This window comes from Bacillus sp. B4EP4a, from assembly GCF_006680105.1.
GTDB classification, from domain to species: Bacteria; Bacillota; Bacilli; order Bacillales; family DSM-1321; genus Peribacillus; species Peribacillus simplex_E.
In genome coordinates, this window is sequence record NZ_VHIK01000046.1 from 47,886 (window position 1) to 62,658 (window position 14,773).

Annotated in this window: 18 protein-coding genes and 1 pseudogene; 14 read left to right on the forward strand and 5 right to left on the reverse strand. The window is 39.5% G+C overall.

What is annotated here, in order from left to right:
• The first annotated feature begins 96 nt into the window (after positions 1 to 96).
• Positions 97 to 1,263: an MGDG synthase family glycosyltransferase gene (locus FNK51_RS21245; protein ID WP_141994590.1), complete on the forward strand. Its 1,167-nt coding sequence runs from the start codon at positions 97 to 99 to the stop codon at positions 1,261 to 1,263.
• A gap of 191 nt (positions 1,264 to 1,454) precedes the next feature.
• Here the strand turns inward: FNK51_RS21245 and FNK51_RS21250 are convergent, their stop codons facing one another.
• Positions 1,455 to 2,381 (reverse strand): helix-turn-helix transcriptional regulator, encoded by a 927-nt coding sequence (locus FNK51_RS21250; RefSeq protein WP_141994591.1) that lies wholly within the window; start codon positions 2,379 to 2,381, stop codon positions 1,455 to 1,457.
• Positions 2,382 to 2,529: 148 nt separating this feature from the next.
• On the opposite strand from FNK51_RS21250, the gene modA reads away from it, so the two are divergent.
• From modA to FNK51_RS21305, 11 genes are all read left to right on the forward strand, one after another.
• Positions 2,530 to 3,333 carry a molybdate ABC transporter substrate-binding protein gene (gene modA, locus FNK51_RS21255; protein ID WP_141994592.1) on the forward strand — a complete coding sequence of 268 codons (804 nt, stop codon included), beginning with the start codon at positions 2,530 to 2,532 and terminating at the stop codon, positions 3,331 to 3,333.
• A 542-nt stretch (positions 3,334 to 3,875) separates the two neighbouring features.
• The gene (locus tag FNK51_RS21260; protein ID WP_141994593.1) at positions 3,876 to 4,247 is read left to right on the forward strand and encodes a hypothetical protein; all 372 of its coding nucleotides are present in this window, start codon (positions 3,876 to 3,878) and stop codon (positions 4,245 to 4,247) included.
• On the forward strand, positions 4,244 to 4,744 hold the full coding sequence (locus FNK51_RS21265) for a hypothetical protein (protein WP_141994594.1): 501 nt from the start codon (positions 4,244 to 4,246) through the stop codon (positions 4,742 to 4,744). Before FNK51_RS21260 ends, FNK51_RS21265 begins: the two co-directional genes overlap by 4 nt.
• A 40-nt stretch (positions 4,745 to 4,784) precedes the next feature.
• On the forward strand, positions 4,785 to 5,366 hold the full coding sequence (locus FNK51_RS21270; RefSeq protein ID WP_141994595.1) for a GrpB family protein: 582 nt from the start codon (positions 4,785 to 4,787) through the stop codon (positions 5,364 to 5,366).
• Entirely contained in the window at positions 5,338 to 5,877 is a 540-nt protein-coding gene (locus tag FNK51_RS21275) for a GrpB family protein (RefSeq protein WP_141994596.1), read from the forward strand. Before FNK51_RS21270 ends, FNK51_RS21275 begins: the two co-directional genes overlap by 29 nt.
• Entirely contained in the window at positions 5,858 to 6,457 is a 600-nt protein-coding gene (locus tag FNK51_RS21280) for a YdbC family protein (RefSeq protein ID WP_141994597.1), read from the forward strand. Before FNK51_RS21275 ends, FNK51_RS21280 begins: the two co-directional genes overlap by 20 nt.
• A 109-nt stretch (positions 6,458 to 6,566) precedes the next feature.
• A complete protein-coding gene (locus FNK51_RS21285) occupies positions 6,567 to 7,322 on the forward strand; it encodes an AAA family ATPase (protein WP_141994598.1) in 756 nt (251 codons plus the stop codon).
• 189 nt (positions 7,323 to 7,511) lie between these two features.
• Positions 7,512 to 7,892, forward strand: a complete 381-nt coding sequence (locus tag FNK51_RS21290; RefSeq protein ID WP_076370154.1) for a GntR family transcriptional regulator — start codon at positions 7,512 to 7,514, stop codon at positions 7,890 to 7,892.
• The gene (locus tag FNK51_RS21295; protein WP_098373004.1) at positions 7,889 to 8,575 is read left to right on the forward strand and encodes an ABC transporter ATP-binding protein; all 687 of its coding nucleotides are present in this window, start codon (positions 7,889 to 7,891) and stop codon (positions 8,573 to 8,575) included. The genes FNK51_RS21290 and FNK51_RS21295 overlap by 4 nt, the downstream gene beginning before the upstream one ends.
• Positions 8,572 to 9,405 carry a hypothetical protein gene (locus FNK51_RS21300; RefSeq protein ID WP_181762312.1) on the forward strand — a complete coding sequence of 278 codons (834 nt, stop codon included), beginning with the start codon at positions 8,572 to 8,574 and terminating at the stop codon, positions 9,403 to 9,405. Before FNK51_RS21295 ends, FNK51_RS21300 begins: the two co-directional genes overlap by 4 nt.
• A 28-nt stretch (positions 9,406 to 9,433) precedes the next feature.
• Positions 9,434 to 10,642: a hypothetical protein gene (locus FNK51_RS21305; RefSeq protein WP_141994599.1), complete on the forward strand. Its 1,209-nt coding sequence runs from the start codon at positions 9,434 to 9,436 to the stop codon at positions 10,640 to 10,642.
• 62 nt (positions 10,643 to 10,704) lie between these two features.
• Here the strand turns inward: FNK51_RS21305 and FNK51_RS21310 are convergent, their stop codons facing one another.
• Genes FNK51_RS21310 through FNK51_RS21320 form a run of 3 tightly spaced genes read right to left on the reverse strand, consistent with a single transcriptional unit; the run spans position 10,705 to position 12,727 of the window.
• Entirely contained in the window at positions 10,705 to 11,904 is a 1,200-nt protein-coding gene (locus FNK51_RS21310; RefSeq protein ID WP_141994600.1) for an MFS transporter, read from the reverse strand.
• A 12-nt stretch (positions 11,905 to 11,916) separates the two neighbouring features.
• Positions 11,917 to 12,336, reverse strand: coding sequence for a MarR family winged helix-turn-helix transcriptional regulator (locus FNK51_RS21315; RefSeq protein WP_098373071.1), 420 nt, complete (start codon positions 12,334 to 12,336; stop codon positions 11,917 to 11,919).
• Positions 12,337 to 12,394: 58 nt separating this feature from the next.
• Positions 12,395 to 12,727 (reverse strand): hypothetical protein, encoded by a 333-nt coding sequence (locus FNK51_RS21320; protein ID WP_141994601.1) that lies wholly within the window; start codon positions 12,725 to 12,727, stop codon positions 12,395 to 12,397.
• Between the two features lie 255 nt (positions 12,728 to 12,982).
• On the opposite strand from FNK51_RS21320, the pseudogene FNK51_RS21325 reads away from it, so the two are divergent.
• Positions 12,983 to 13,375 (forward strand): annotated as a pseudogene (locus FNK51_RS21325) (VOC family protein).
• Positions 13,376 to 13,479: 104 nt separating this feature from the next.
• Here the strand turns inward: FNK51_RS21325 and FNK51_RS21330 are convergent.
• On the reverse strand, positions 13,480 to 14,142 hold the full coding sequence (locus tag FNK51_RS21330; protein WP_141994602.1) for a DUF6944 family repetitive protein: 663 nt from the start codon (positions 14,140 to 14,142) through the stop codon (positions 13,480 to 13,482).
• 130 nt (positions 14,143 to 14,272) lie between these two features.
• On the opposite strand from FNK51_RS21330, the gene FNK51_RS21335 reads away from it, so the two are divergent.
• The gene (locus FNK51_RS21335) at positions 14,273 to 14,752 is read left to right on the forward strand and encodes a DUF4306 domain-containing protein (RefSeq protein WP_286178810.1); all 480 of its coding nucleotides are present in this window, start codon (positions 14,273 to 14,275) and stop codon (positions 14,750 to 14,752) included.
• The last annotated feature ends 21 nt before the right edge of the window (positions 14,753 to 14,773 follow it).

Genomic DNA, 14,773 nt, shown 5'->3' on the forward strand with positions numbered 1-14,773 from the left:
AATGAAAAAGGATTTGTTCAACGATATTTTAGGAGGAAGATATCATGAGCTATATATTTTCGTGTTTTCAGAATGATTTCTTAGGAGATGACACATATGAAGAAGGTTTTGTTTTTACCTCTCTTTCGAATGCAGTCGGGACATCATCAAGTTGCAGAGGCATTAATGGATATGTTAAAAAAGCATTCAAATGGGATTACTTATAAAAAAATCGATCTAATCAGTTATACCAATACTTCTTTAGAAAAAATCATTGCAAGCAGTTATCTAACATGGATCCGTTATGCGCCGGCAACCTATAATCTTGCCTATAAGAATCTGTTTTATGTGCACTCGCCAAAGGAACGGATATTTAAATGGTATCAGCAATTATTCATGAATAAACTGGAACAATTGATAGCTGAGGAAGAGCCTGATTTAATTGTGTGTACACACGGTTTCCCTTCCTACCTTTTGAGTCAGCTAAAGATAAAAGGGAAGTGCAGCACACCGGTAATAAACGTGTACACGGACTTCTTCATTAATAATGTGTGGGGAAGCGAAGGGATAGACGCCCATTTTCTTCCTAGTCAAGAAGTAAAAGAAAAGCTGATGAGCATGCGTCAAATACCAAAACAAACGATGATGGTCACTGGCATACCCGTGCACGAGGAAATCACTAAAAATGCTTCTGTTCAAAAAAACACAGAACGGCCCAAAATATTGATATCCGGAGGAAATAGCGGTCTGGGAGGGATTTTGAACTTAGGTGATGAGTTAAAGACTTCAACCGACTTTGATTATTTAGTTCTTTGCGGAAATAACAACAAGCTGTATGAAGAACTCGATACATGGAACTTACCTCATATCAAGCCATTGCCTTATATCTCCTCAAGGTCTGAAATGAATAGGCTTTATGAAGAAGTTGACGCAATCGTTACGAAACCAGGCGGTGTCACGATTAGCGAAGCATTGCGAAAAAGGCTTCCCATTTTTGTTCACTCCAGGCTTCCGGGGCAGGAGGAAATTAATCTGCAGTATTTAAAACAACAAGGACTTGTATTTAAACTTAATCAGAAAACGCCTTTTGAAAAACAATTGCTGAGTATATTGAAAGATCAGAAAAAAATGAAAAAGTGGAGCACATCCATAGAATCCTATCATAAGGAAATAGAGTTGGAGAAACCTGAGGGAATAGTGGAGGTCATGAAATTGATCCTTAACCTTAATCAAAATGGTACGCCTTCCTATCTAGCCCGACAGCCCAAACTCCTTTATAGCTGAGGTTATTGTGTTCCCCGTAAGAAAAGGCTTCTTATGCTAGTCTTCTATTTGGAATTGCCAAAGATATATGAACAGAAGAACCCGAAAAAAGGCATTCAAAGGGGGTGATTTCAAATAGAACCGTTTGAAATCATTGACCATGGCTTGATGCATACGTAACAGGAAGGCTGCTGAATCAGTAGCCTTCCTGTTTAATATGTCTCGTATATGATAGAGCCTGTCTGAGAAATATCATAATCGCCTAAAGCTTGGATTTCAGCTTGAAATGGATTCGATGATAAAATCCGCTTAACAACGTTTATGAGCTCTTCGTTTTTCGGAGATTTTAAAATAACAAGGTCATAACGTTCTGTAATTAATGGGACAAAGTCAACTCCAACGATTTTTGCAGCTTTTTCAATTCCCACACCCACATCCGCTTTCCCCGCAGAAACCGCTGAAGCCACACTTAAGTGGTTGGTCTCTTCGTTTTCATATCCCTTAAGATCTTTAGAAGATATTCTGTGAATCCTTAGCTGCTCATCAAGAAGAATTCGTGCTCCCGATCCTCTTTCCCGATTGATGATGGCCAAGTCTTTATGTTTTAAATCAGTCCAATTTGTGAGGCCAAAGGGATTTCCCTTTTTAACATATAAACCGGCTTTCCTTGAAACAAGATTAAGTAAAATATAAGGATAACCGACCAGAATCTTTTTTATATAAGGAAGATTATATTCCCCAGTATCTCCATCAAACATATGCAAACTAACGATGTCGGCATCCCCATTGTACATGGATATAAGACCGCTTAGACTTCCTGTGTTAGATCGTAATGTTTTATAGCTGGAGTGCTTTTGAATGTGCTGACCTAGTATATCTAACACCATGTCTTGCCCGCTTATGACAAGGTTAAGGGAATCCTTCACTTCGTTTCCAGGGAGTTCGGCAACAGGAGCAGGGGATGTACTGGATTTATGGTTATTAATATACAACTCCAAGTCTTTTGCATCCATTCTCATCTGCCTTCCCACACGGAATACTGGGAGTTCCCCTTTTTTAACAAGATCATAAATTGTCAATTTAGATACCTTTAAAAGCTGTGCCACTTCCTCGATCGTATAGGAAAGCTCTTTTGACATGTGCATCCCTCCGTTCTTTATTGTATCTTAGAGTCCTTAAAAAAGTAAATTCACAGCAAAAAGGGCATTGATTAAAACCTTTTATACGACTTATACTAGTTATAATTAGATATAACTAATTATAACTAGTAAGGAAGGAAGAGGGACTTTGAAAAAAATATACCTTATGATTTTTTCGGTTATGATGCTTGTGATAGTGGGGGCAGGGTGTTCAAGTGATGAAGAAAAAAGCGCAGAAAAGCAGACGCAACAAGCTGACGAGAAAGTGGAACTGACGATTTCGGCAGCAGCAAGTTTGCAAGATTCCTTAAATGATATAAAGAAGTCTTTTGAAAAAGAGAATGCAAATGTGAAAGTTCATTATAACTTTGGAGCCTCTGGAGCGCTTCAGCAGCAGATATCCCAAGGAGCACCTGTTGACCTGTTTTTCTCAGCTGCAGAAGATAAATTTGATAAATTAGTAGAGGAAGATCTTATTGAAGAGAAAAACGGAATCGATTTAGTCGGCAATGATCTGGTACTGGTGGTGCCAAAGGATTCCAAAAAGGGAATCGGATCACTGGAAGACCTCACTAAGGCCGCTAAAATTTCGATTGGCACTCCAGAGTCTGTACCGGCAGGGCAGTATGCGAAACAAACTTTGGAAAACATGAACCTCTTTAAAGAGGTTGAAGATCGATTGGTATATGCCAAGGATGTCCGGCAGGTGCTTACATATGTGGAAACGGGGAACGTGGACGCAGGCCTCGTCTATAAAACGGATGCGCTCAATTCATCAAAAGTTGAAATCATTGCAACAGCGCAGGCAGATTTACATGATCCGATCATATATCCCGTCGGAATGATCAATGACCTGGATCATGCTAAGGAAGCCAAGCTATTCTATGACTATCTCCAAACGGAAGCCTCCATGAAAATCTTTGAAAAATACGGATTTAAAGATTTGAAATAACCACCAGTTTTTATAAAGGTTTATAAAAGAACGTCGATTTCCACTACAGGCACTCGCTTTCCGCGGGCGGTCCGGGAGCCTCCTCGGCGCTCTTTGCGCCTGCAGGGTCTCCCCTCGACGCGCTTTTTCCGCAGGAGTCTCGCACCTTTCGTTCCAATCAACTTTGTTTTAAAATTTTGATAGAACCCATTTTGTCTACAAACTGTAACCACCAATCTGGTGGTATTTTTTTATGTAACTTAAGTAATATTAGGTATATTTTCCTTTATATTGAAACCTATTCTCACTTTAAACGTAAGAATAAGAACATAGTTGTATTCATCTTTCAACATAAGCGGATAATTCGACCTACGCGGGAATGATTCGACCTACAAGAGAAGTAACCATAAATAACGATCATACAATTTTTGCAAAAATTTTCATGATACAACTCCAATATAAAAGTAGGAAATATTTATCATTTTATTATAAATGGTATATGATGAGTTTAATGTAATATTTTACAAGTTAGTTAGAGCAAATTTACCAAGGAGGAGTAAAAAGTGGAGGAAGCAATAATTGATTTTCTCATTGCAGTCATATTAATTATTGGTTTCACATACGGTCTCATAAGGCAATTTAGACAATGTGTCAGTATCAGGAAGGGAAATAAATCGGAGTATGCACATTATAAGCGGATACTGATTGGAAACTATCTGATTTGCCTATCTTATTCAGGTTTTCTTTTTTCTTATATTTTGAATTCATTATTGGCATCCCGTATTATACCGGCTTCATTTATTACAAGTGATAATACTAGTTTTTGCTGTTTCAGTTTTCTTGCCATTCTATTAATCGCTAAATTTGGGATTATTCCAAAGGAAAATGAACAAGTTGAATTACAAGAATACATAGTTGAGAAAGAGGAAATATGAAGAAAATTCCGCTTACCTTATTAATCGTATGTATATCGATCACCTTTTTATTGAATTTTGCCATGCCTGAATTTGCTGGCAAAATGAAAGATAATATAAGTTCCATGAATATCCTTTATTCATACAGTGTCACAAAAACATTCTCGGAACAAACCCAAGATACGATCGAAATCGCATCCGTGCCTTCAGGGAAAACCGAGACAAGGAGCGTCGATATCCGAAGTGACGTTAAGCTTGAGGACACTCCGCTGAATATAAAAAGTGTAGTGAAAGAGAGCTTGAACAAGCCGCAAGATTATAAATTTAAAGAAAAATTAACCGGTCCGGAAAAAGAGTTTTCATACCGGAAATATTATCTTACCAAAAATTATGATAAAGGAAGATATACAGTCATCCGAACGAATAAAATAACTGGAAAAGAAAAAGTGTATGTCGGAGCCTATCATGAGCCGAGCGAGCAAGATCATATCGTCGAATGGTCACGTGATGAAAAATGATGGCTGACAATATCTTTTACATGAAAAGTTGAGTGATTATATGGGGGGGAAAGTGAAGATCGAGGATTATAATCCTGATTGGGTTAGGGAATTTCAACAGGAAAAAGCGAGGATAGTGGAGGTTTTAAAGAACTATTCCCTTTGTGTTGAGCACATTGGAAGTACGTCCGTCAAAGGCTTGGGAGCAAAATCGATTTTGGACATCATGGCTGGCGTCCAACATTTAGATGAAGCTGACATGTTCATTGAACCCTTGAAATCGATTGGGTATGAATTTGTCCTGCATAAGGAGTTTCCCGAAAGGCGTTTTTTTAGAAAAGGTCAATGGAGAGCGGGAACACATCATTTGCATATCTATAAATACGGAAGTGAACAGTGGAAGAATCAACTTTCATTCAGGGACTATCTAAGAAGCTATCCTGACGTACGAAGACAATACCAGGAATTAAAATTATCCTTAGCTCAAAAGCATCCTGCAGATATAGTGGGGTACACGAAAGCGAAAGCGCCATTTATATTAAATGTCATAAAAAAAGCGAACGAAGAAAGCGCCATAAATTATAACTGGCAGGAACGTCTAAAAGGAGGCTTTCATGAGAAAGGTCGAGGTCGTACTATATAAGGAAGAATGGTCCAAGCTATTTCATGATGAATGCCAAAAATTACAGGATACTTTCGGGCCAGAATTGATAAAGTTATACCATATTGGCAGTACAGCCATCCCGGCAATCCATGCCAAGCCAGTAATAGATATTTTGGCAGTGGTAAAAGATGTGGAATGTGTGGCTGATTTTAATAAAGAGATGGAAGAGATAGGGTATGATGCCATGGGGGAGAACGGAATCTCTGGACGGCGGTTTTTTCGTAAAGGCGGGGATGAGAGGACGCACCATATTCACATGTTTCAAAAAGGACATGAAGAAATAGCCAGACACCTCGCTTTTCGGGATTATTTGCTGACACACCCTGAGGAAGCACAAAAGTATAGCAGGCTGAAGCAGTGCTTGGCAGCGGAATTCCCAGATGATATCAAAGGATATGTAAACGGGAAAAATGATTTTATAAAAAAGGTGGACGAAAAAGCGAAACATTGGGCGAAGCGTGGTGATCATCATGTTAATGAAGTGGATTAAATGCCAAGTGAATGAGGAAAACAAGCTTTCATTCTCAAAAGCACAACAGGGATGGGGGGAATTACGCCATTGTTCTGGTTTCATGGGACAAATCGGAGGGTGGAGTAAAAATGAACCCTATGAAGCAGGCATTCTCTCCGTTTGGAAAGATCTTTATTCTTATCATAGTTTCATGCAGCATCAGCATGATGAAATATTCGGAAAGAGTGACCAAGGAAGTACATATACAAATATTTCTGTCGATATATACGAGAAAATATTCAATATAGGAACAACAGACATTACGGAATTTTTTGGCAAGGGGAAATTACTTCGAGTGGCTGACTGTTCTGTTGAAAATGATAAACAAGCCGGATTTGAGCAGGTGCAAAAGGACATATGGAACAAAGGGATGGCACCGGGCATGCTGTCTGGTGCCATTGGAAAAAGGCAATCCGGGAGATACCTGGCCGCCTCATTATGGGACAATGAATATTCACATCAACGGTATGTGGATAAGGAGTTAGCTGCCCCGATAAAGGAATCGGGAGTGAATACAGGAAGTTTATTTGAATTGCATCCAAAGTGGGCGGTCATTTAGAATCAAATATTATCAATCTATCAATTTGGATAATCAATGGCGTCCAGTGGAATGTAAGAATGTTGGACATTTCAGCGCTCCAAATATATTTTACAGAAGGTGATAACAAATGAAACTAGATTATGATTCACAGTACATCAGGGGCATTTACCTGAATAGAGACCGAATATCTTCGTATGACCATTTCCCCCTTGACCTGCCGGTTATCAAGCACCTTCAAGAAGTGGATTTTCATCCCAGTGTTACATATGTTATCGGGGAAAATGGAATGGGAAAGTCCACTTTGCTGGAAGGCATTGCGATTGCGTATGGCTTCAATCCGGAAGGCGGAACGTTGAATTTCAATTTTTCCAATTATGATTCACATTCCAATTTGGACGAATACCTCCGTTTGAAAAAAGGCGTGTACAAACCGAAGGATAATTTTTTCTTTAGGGCGGAAACCTTTTATAATTTAGCTACGAATATAGAGGAATTGGACAGGGAGGCATCGTTCGGGTCGAAAATCATCGATTCCTTCGGTGGAAAATCACTTCATCAGCAATCTCATGGGGAATCGTTTTTTTCAGCTTTTGTAGAACGATTTCAAGGCAATGGATTGTATATCCTCGATGAGCCTGAAGCTGCTTTGTCGCCATTGAGACAAATATCGATGCTGGCCAGGATAAATGAGCTTGTTCAACAAGGCTCCCAATTCATCATTTCCACCCATTCCCCGATCATCATGGCCTACCCGGATGCTAAAATCCTCCAAATTTCAGATGAGGGTATGAGTGAGGTGACTTTAGAGGAGTCCAATCACTATTTGCTAATGAAACAGTTTTTTGAAGATAAAGATCGGCTGCTGCATCATCTATTCGAATGAGATTTTTAGAATCTCCTTTAAAAAAACCCCGATTGCACTGCGCATTCGGGGTTTTCATTTTGTTGAAATTCATTATTGACAGTTTAAGTGTATTACGGGTATAGTACATCTATAAGGTGTATGAACCACTTAGTACATACACGTAAGACACTATGCATATCTTTTTTTAATAAATAGGGGGTGGTTTTAATGAACGTAAATACCCGGGAACCGGTATATCTGCAAGTCGTTAGGCATTTTAAAGAACAAATAGCCATTGGTAAATTCGTGGCCGGACAGGAAATTCCCTCCCGAAGAGAACTGGCGGCTACATTGAACATAAATCCTAATACTGCTCAAAAAGCGTATAAAGAAATGGAGGAACAGGGCTTGATTCATACTGAACGAAATTTTCCCAGTCAGATCACGACGAATGAAACGATTTTACAGGCTGTAAGGCAGGAATTGATTTTGGCAGCCGTCGATACGTTTGTCGATGCGATTCGTCCGATTAATGTACCAGTTGATGAACTGCTTCGTGTGGTTAAAGAAAAATACTCGGAAGAAATAAGGGAGGAGGAAGAAAAATGATAGAGGTAAAAAAGATCTCCAAGAATTATGGCCGGAAAAAGATCTTGGATAGTGTTTCATTTACAGCCAATAAAGGGGAAGTCACCTGCCTGATCGGGATAAATGGTGTCGGTAAAACGACAACACTCAAAGCGATCATGGGATTGACGCCATATAAAGGTGAAATCCTGATCGATGATCAAAAGATGACTAAGGACAGTTATGAAAAAATCACCTTCATTCCGGACGCACCGACCATGCTTCCGCAAATGACCATTAAACAGGCCATGGTTTTCATGTCGGATTTCTATACGTCCTGGAATCCGGAAAGAGCTAACCAACTGATGGGGTTTTTCAAGCTTAAAGGGGAAAATCGCATTTCGGAATTGTCAAAAGGGAATACAGCCAAGCTCAACCTGATGCTAGGTCTGTCACTTGACGTGGATTATGTACTGATGGACGAACCATTTTCGGGAATCGATATGTTTAGCCGCGAGCAAATTGCCGATGTCTTTGCGAGCCACCTTATTGAAGATAGGGGAGTCATCATCACGACCCATGAAATCGGTGATATTGAACATTTAATCGACAAGGTCATTTTATTGGATAACGGTACAGTGCTTAAAGAGTTCAATACAGAAGAAATGCGGGAAGAGGAAGGAAAATCCGTAGTCGATGTAATGAGAGAGGTGTATCAATCATGATGCGATATATAAAACTAGTGAACTTTGAAATCAATCGATTCAGTAAAATCTATATTAGCTTATTGTTGATCACCTTGGTTTCGCAATTTGCAGGAGTGATCTTCATAACGAAGAGCCTTCTTAATGATGCCAGGGAGATTATTTCAAATGAAAAACTATCGGAAGCCGCTTATATTGCCAAGTATGGAGGCATTGATTTTACCCATATCGCCAATACCCTCTTGTTTGTAGGACCGATTGCGCTTAGTGCGGTTGCCCTTATTTTTTACATTTTCCTTATTTGGTACCGTGATTGGTTTGGAAAAAATACATTCATTTATCGCTTATTGATGTTACCGACATCCAGGTTTTCGATCTTCCTTTCCAAAGCTACGGCCATCTTCCTAATGGTGTTAGGAATGATTGCTTTCCAGATCATCATTTTACCAATGGAAAATGCGCTATTTAATTCAAACGTACCGGAAGCGTTCTTGAATATGGAAATGTCAACTTCCACCATCACGAAATTCAGTCCGATTTTGGCATTGATCATCCCGAGTACCTTCACGCAATTCCTGATTTCCTATGGCATCGGTCTTATGATCATGTCGATATTATTCACGGCGATCATGTTTGAAAGGAGTTTCCGTATAAAAGGGATCATTTTGGGCTTGGTGTATTGCGGAATCGCTGCTGTGTTGTTTTTAGCTCCAGTTTTCGTAATGGAGTTTGGGGATTTCTATTTTTACCCTAATGAATTATTTGGCCTGCTGCTTGCATTGGGAATCATCGTGACGGGATCATCGGTTTGGCTTGGTTCTTGGTTATTGAAAAATCGCGTTACCGTATAACAACAACTATTAAAGGAGAGTGAACAAGGTGAAACGTTATTTATGCAGCATCATTATTGGAATGGTTGTCATCTTAAGCATCGGGACCTATTATGTCAAAGTAGCTTCCTCCGCTTCCAGCCTTCCAAAGTATACGTTCAAGACACTGGAAGGCAGTGATAAAGAGCTTGATCCGGTGATCATAAATGCTACGCTTCAAAATGGAAATTTTTATGAATCATTAAGATTTGAATCCAATACAACCACATATGCCAGTGAAAGTTCTTATTTGGAGAACTTAACTGGAGGACAAGATCATCAAATTGAAAGATTAATAAAAGAGCATCGTTCGTTTATGCGTGGCAAGGATTCCATTAGTTCTTTATATGAAGACGATGATTTTCTGGCTTACGCTTGGGTGAATAGCGAATTTACGAATAACGGGAAAATGGAAGCGGAGTTTGATATCGGTTTACTGGAGAAGAAAGACGAAGAAGAAACTTCTTTCCAAATTGAACTTCCCGATCAAGAGAGAATCATGAATGTTGATGTCAGGGATGTGCAGTTGGTCCATTCAAAACTGCAGGTGTTAACGATGATTGATGTGAATTCAAACAATGAAAAGCAAACGAAAGAAGTTCATCTGTATACGATCGATTTAGCTAATAAAAAAGTCTTGAGCGATAAAACCCTTTTATCTGAAACCTTTACTTACCCTAATCAAGTTGATTTTGAGATGCCAATTGATGTTGCTCCCTCCCGGCCAAACAACATGGTTTTAATTTCATTAATTAAAGGAGTAAATCATGAGGAGGGTCCTTATGAGGAAAAACTAAAAGAAAGCAAGCTGTTATCTTATAATTATGAAACGGAAAAATTAGAAACGGTAAAAAAAGGATCGCTTAGCCTGGACATGGCAAGATCAGGATATGCAGACGGGAAAAACCTTTATGCAGTTGAAATGAAATCAGGTAAATATCGCATTAAAACATTTGACCTCAGCAGTCAAACGTTAACGAATGATACGGAGCTTGACATAGCTGCTAATAAGGAAGAACAATATACTGCTGCCTTTAAAAACGGGCGTGTGTACTTCCTATTAAATGAAATGAATCAAGAGGGCAAATCAAGCAAGCCTGCCAAACTTCTGATAGCAGATTTAAAGACTGGAAAGACTTTATATAAAGGTGAAACAGTCATAAATAAAAAGAACAGCAAAAGTTTTGGACTTTATTTTGATGACTTGGAAATAAAATAAGGACCTATTATCAATGAAAAAAGGATATCCCCCAATGGGATATCTCTTTTTTTGATTATCATTTAAATGGAAGCCAAGTTCGTTCTGGCTGCACGTTCCTTCTTGCCGTGCAAGAAGTAGTAAAGGACGGAGGTTGCGATGACCACAACGCCCAGGATGACATAAAGTGTGCTGTAACCTGTTACTGGAATGATGAATCCGAGAATATAAGGGCCGAATCCAAGTCCTGCATCAAGCATGATAAAGAAGGTGGACGTTGCCATCCCCATTCGGTGAGGCGGTGTAAGTTTAACGGCAATCGCCTGCGAGCTTGATTGCATATTACCGAATCCAAGGCCGATGAGGAAACCAGCTGCCAGTAAAGTAAAACTATTCGTTGTGATACTTAAAAGCAGCAAGCCGATCCCGAAAAGCATGAACGCCGGATACATAATGAAGTTCGATCCTTTGCGGTCCATTAACGGTCCAGAGAAAGGACGTGATAACAATACAGCGACTGCGTAAACGACAAAGAAGAAGCTTGCTGTATTGACCAGATTGATTTCGATGGCATAGAAACTGATGAAAGAAAGGACGCTGGAATAACAGAATGCCAATAACAAAGTAATGATTGAAATGGGCAGAGCCTTAGGTTCAATGAAATTGGAAAGCTTGAATCCTTTGCTTTCCGTAACTTTTGCCGTCACTTTCAATGCCGGGACATAAAGGAAGAATGCAGTAATTAAGCTGATCACCCCTAAAGCCAGGCAGAAACTGAAAATCACTTGGAAGCTTGTATGTTGAGCCATATACAGACCGATGAAAGGACCGATTGCCGTCGCAAGTGTCGCGCTCATGCTGTAATAGCCGATGCCTTCTCCCTTTCGTGTTGCCGGGATGATCTGCGCGACGATTGTTCCTGTCGCAGTACTCGCCATCCCCATCGCCATCCCATGGATCAGGCGGTTAACAAGCAGGAAGCCAATTCCGAGGTCCACAAAATATAGAAGTGTTGTCAAAGTGAAAAAGATCAAACCTATGAATAATGTTTTCTTGCGGCCGATTGAATCAATGAAACGGCCAATGAACAGACGTCCGATTAACGTCCCGATTATAAAAATACCCGATATGAGTCCGGCTTCGCTTGTAGAAGCATCCAATTCATTAACAGCATAGATGGCAAGTGTGACCATCAGTAAATAAAAAATTAATGTGATGAAAAAATTGATGGTCGAAACGATGACAAAGTCCTTCGTCCACAGTCTGGCTCTGGATTGATCCATGTTATTATCCCCTTACTTTATAATGTTATTTCTTATTTCGCCCATGATACGTATGGCTGCAAGTTGTTCCTCTTCAGTGATTCCTTTCAAGATATCCTGTTCGTATTGATCGATTGTCACGCGGACTTCGCTGTAGATCTTTTTGCCAAGCTCAGTAAGCCGCATTCTTTTCTCGCGTTTATCTTTACTGGGCACATGCTCGACATACCCCAGTTCTTCCAAGCGGGCAATGGTCCTCGTAATCGTTGGTTTTTCCACACCTTGATAATTGGCAAGCTCTACAAGCGTTGCCGAATCATAATTGAATAAGAAATGTAAAATCGACCATTGCGCCCTGTGTAAATCATGCTTGCCCAGCTGGATATTAAGATTATTTTCAAACGGACGGTACAGCAGCAAAAATTGCTGAAAGAACTTTTGGTAAGTCTCTATCAGAAACACCCCTTATACACAATATATAGTTACCTTTAGTAATTGTTACCCTCGGTAACTATAATAACAAAATAAATCCATTCTGTCCACTCGGATTTGTATTTTGTAAAAGCACCAAACTCATGAGTAACGCCCATTTACAAGTAAAACGCCGAAACTCACGAGTAAAATAGCAGAATTCACGAGTAAAACGCCGAAACTCACGAGTAAATACCTCAAACTCACTAGTAAAAGGCGAAAACTCACGAGTAAAACGCCAAAATTCACGAGTAAATACCTCAAACTCACTAGTAAAAGGCGAAAAATCACGAGTAAAAGGCCAAAATTCACGAGTAAACGCCAAACTTACGAGTAAAAGGCGAAAACTCACGAGTAAAATAGCAGAATTCACGAGTAAAACGCCCAAATTCACGAGTAAACGCCGAAACTTACGAGTAAAAGGCGTAAACTCACGAGTAAAATAGCAGAATTCACGAGTAAAAGGCGTAAACTCACGAGTAAAACGCCAAAATTCACGAGTAAATACCTCAAACTCACTATTAAAAGGCGAAAAATCACGAGTAAAAGGCCCAAACTCAAGAGTAAAAGCACCAAATTCACGAGTAACGCCAATTCACGAAAAGCGATAATGAGGAGAGGAAGAGAGTTGTCAAAGGGATTTATTCATCATATTGAGCTGAATGTTTCAAATTTAAATAGGACCGTTGATTTTTGGGGCTGGTTTTTGGAGGAAATGAATTATGAGCCATTCCAGGAGTGGGAAAGCGGGAAGAGTTGGAGATTGGATGATATGTACATTGTTTTTGTACAAGCGAAACAAGGTATCTTGACATTCCCTATCATCGGGGACAAGTGGGTCTTAACCATTTAGCCTTTCACGCCACCTCCCGTCATCAGGTTGATGAGATCACCAGAAAATTAAGGGACAGAGGAGTTACCATCCTCTATGCCGACAAGCACCCATTCGCCGGTGGGAAGGAACATTCTGCTGTTTACTTTGAAGACCCAGAGGATGAAAGTTGAATTGGTGGCACCTTAAGTATTTTCGTTAGTTGGTAAGATGAAGGAAAATGGCAAAGCAACTGTACTATATGATAAATAAAAGCTAACGACATCCATCTTTAGCTAGCCCTTAATCAGGTATTAATAATTATTATATGAATAGGGATAGGAATTGCCGTTTCCATTTTTCGGATTTTCCTCATGTTTCTCTTGTTCAATGTGTTCAACCTCAAGGGTAATGGCATGAATTAATATAAATGCACCAATAACTTGAATCCAGCTACCGACCAATAGAATCTGTTCTCCAATTACACTTTTTTCGTTTAAAACGTAAATATTACCGATCGCTGCTAAAAAAGAGCCTAAAGAAATGAAGCTATTTCCTGTAATTGCAAGGGCCCTATAGGATGAATCCTCTTCAAGAAATGCACCTACTGCTTCAAAAGCTGCGCCAAGACCTTGGACTCCACTGCCAAGGGTATCTATTTTTGTTCCCTCTTCCTCAGCACCATTTAGTTCAATACTTACTCCAACTGCATTTGTACTATTACCAGCAGCCTCAAGCCAAGCACCGAAGATGGTATATATTTGTGCTAACTCCCTCTCAGGTTTAAACAGCTTAGTTCTCCCGATGGCCTGCAACGAATTTCCGAATGCTTCAATCCCATTTCCTTTTACGATTAAATCTTTCCCCTGATCGCTATGGGTGAAGGTTTGCTGGGTCTGCCCGATTGTATCAATAAGTGAACCAATACCTAGTATCCATGCTCCTGAAAGAAGGAGGTCTTCTCCACGAAATGTCATATTCCCAAACGCTCCTTAAAAGAGGTTATTTTATATTATTCATAAACCAGTGTATGTTTACATATTGCTTTAACCGGCATATTTAAACATAAACCAATTATTGGTATAATGGCAGCTGGAGGAGATGAGATTGACTTTTAATAATTTTTTGCAAATGATAATCGCTGCATTTTTCCTTTTACTTTTTTCATTTTGTACCTGGTATGAAGGAAGCGAAATTCTGGATAACCCTTGGGAATGGAAGTATTCCACGCATTTCACACAAGTAAATGATGATCATGCGATGGATGCAAATGATATTTCGAATTTCGATTATTTCGTGTATGCCGCAAAATTCAAACCGTTATTTCCATTTCTTATGGTCCTTGCAGCATCGTACTTAATCATACTTACGGGATATATCCTATTCAAAAGAAGTATTAAAAAAATGGCTCTTTTCTTGTTGGGGTTGGGTGTCCTTTTTCTGCTTTCAACTGGTTTTGTATCCAATTCCTCAACTGTGGGAGGGAATATCTTTCAAGCTTTCTTTCTGATAGGCGGTATGATGGCCATAATGGGTGCAGCGCTATATTATTTCCTGATGCCAACAGGATTACATACTGAAGTTTAAAGTTAAAAAGCTGCCGATGAG

Bases quoted from the DNA above. Each gene is read 5' to 3' on its own strand.
- FNK51_RS21245 (WP_141994590.1), top strand. From the start codon at position 97: ATGAAGAAGGTTTTGTTTTTACCTCTCTTTCGAATGCAGTCGGGACAT.
- FNK51_RS21250 (WP_141994591.1), bottom strand. From the start codon at position 2,381: ATGTCAAAAGAGCTTTCCTATACGATCGAGGAAGTGGCACAGCTTTTA.
- FNK51_RS21265 (WP_141994594.1), top strand. From the start codon at position 4,244: ATGAAGAAAATTCCGCTTACCTTATTAATCGTATGTATATCGATCACC.
- FNK51_RS21270 (WP_141994595.1), top strand. From the start codon at position 4,785: ATGGGGGGGAAAGTGAAGATCGAGGATTATAATCCTGATTGGGTTAGG.
- FNK51_RS21275 (WP_141994596.1), top strand. From the start codon at position 5,338: ATGAGAAAGGTCGAGGTCGTACTATATAAGGAAGAATGGTCCAAGCTA.
- FNK51_RS21280 (WP_141994597.1), top strand. From the start codon at position 5,858: ATGTTAATGAAGTGGATTAAATGCCAAGTGAATGAGGAAAACAAGCTT.
- FNK51_RS21285 (WP_141994598.1), top strand. From the start codon at position 6,567: ATGAAACTAGATTATGATTCACAGTACATCAGGGGCATTTACCTGAAT.
- FNK51_RS21290 (WP_076370154.1), top strand. From the start codon at position 7,512: ATGAACGTAAATACCCGGGAACCGGTATATCTGCAAGTCGTTAGGCAT.
- FNK51_RS21295 (WP_098373004.1), top strand. From the start codon at position 7,889: ATGATAGAGGTAAAAAAGATCTCCAAGAATTATGGCCGGAAAAAGATC.
- FNK51_RS21300 (WP_181762312.1), top strand. From the start codon at position 8,572: ATGATGCGATATATAAAACTAGTGAACTTTGAAATCAATCGATTCAGT.
- FNK51_RS21310 (WP_141994600.1), bottom strand. From the start codon at position 11,904: ATGGATCAATCCAGAGCCAGACTGTGGACGAAGGACTTTGTCATCGTT.
- FNK51_RS21330 (WP_141994602.1), bottom strand. From the start codon at position 14,142: ATGACATTTCGTGGAGAAGACCTCCTTCTTTCAGGAGCATGGATACTA.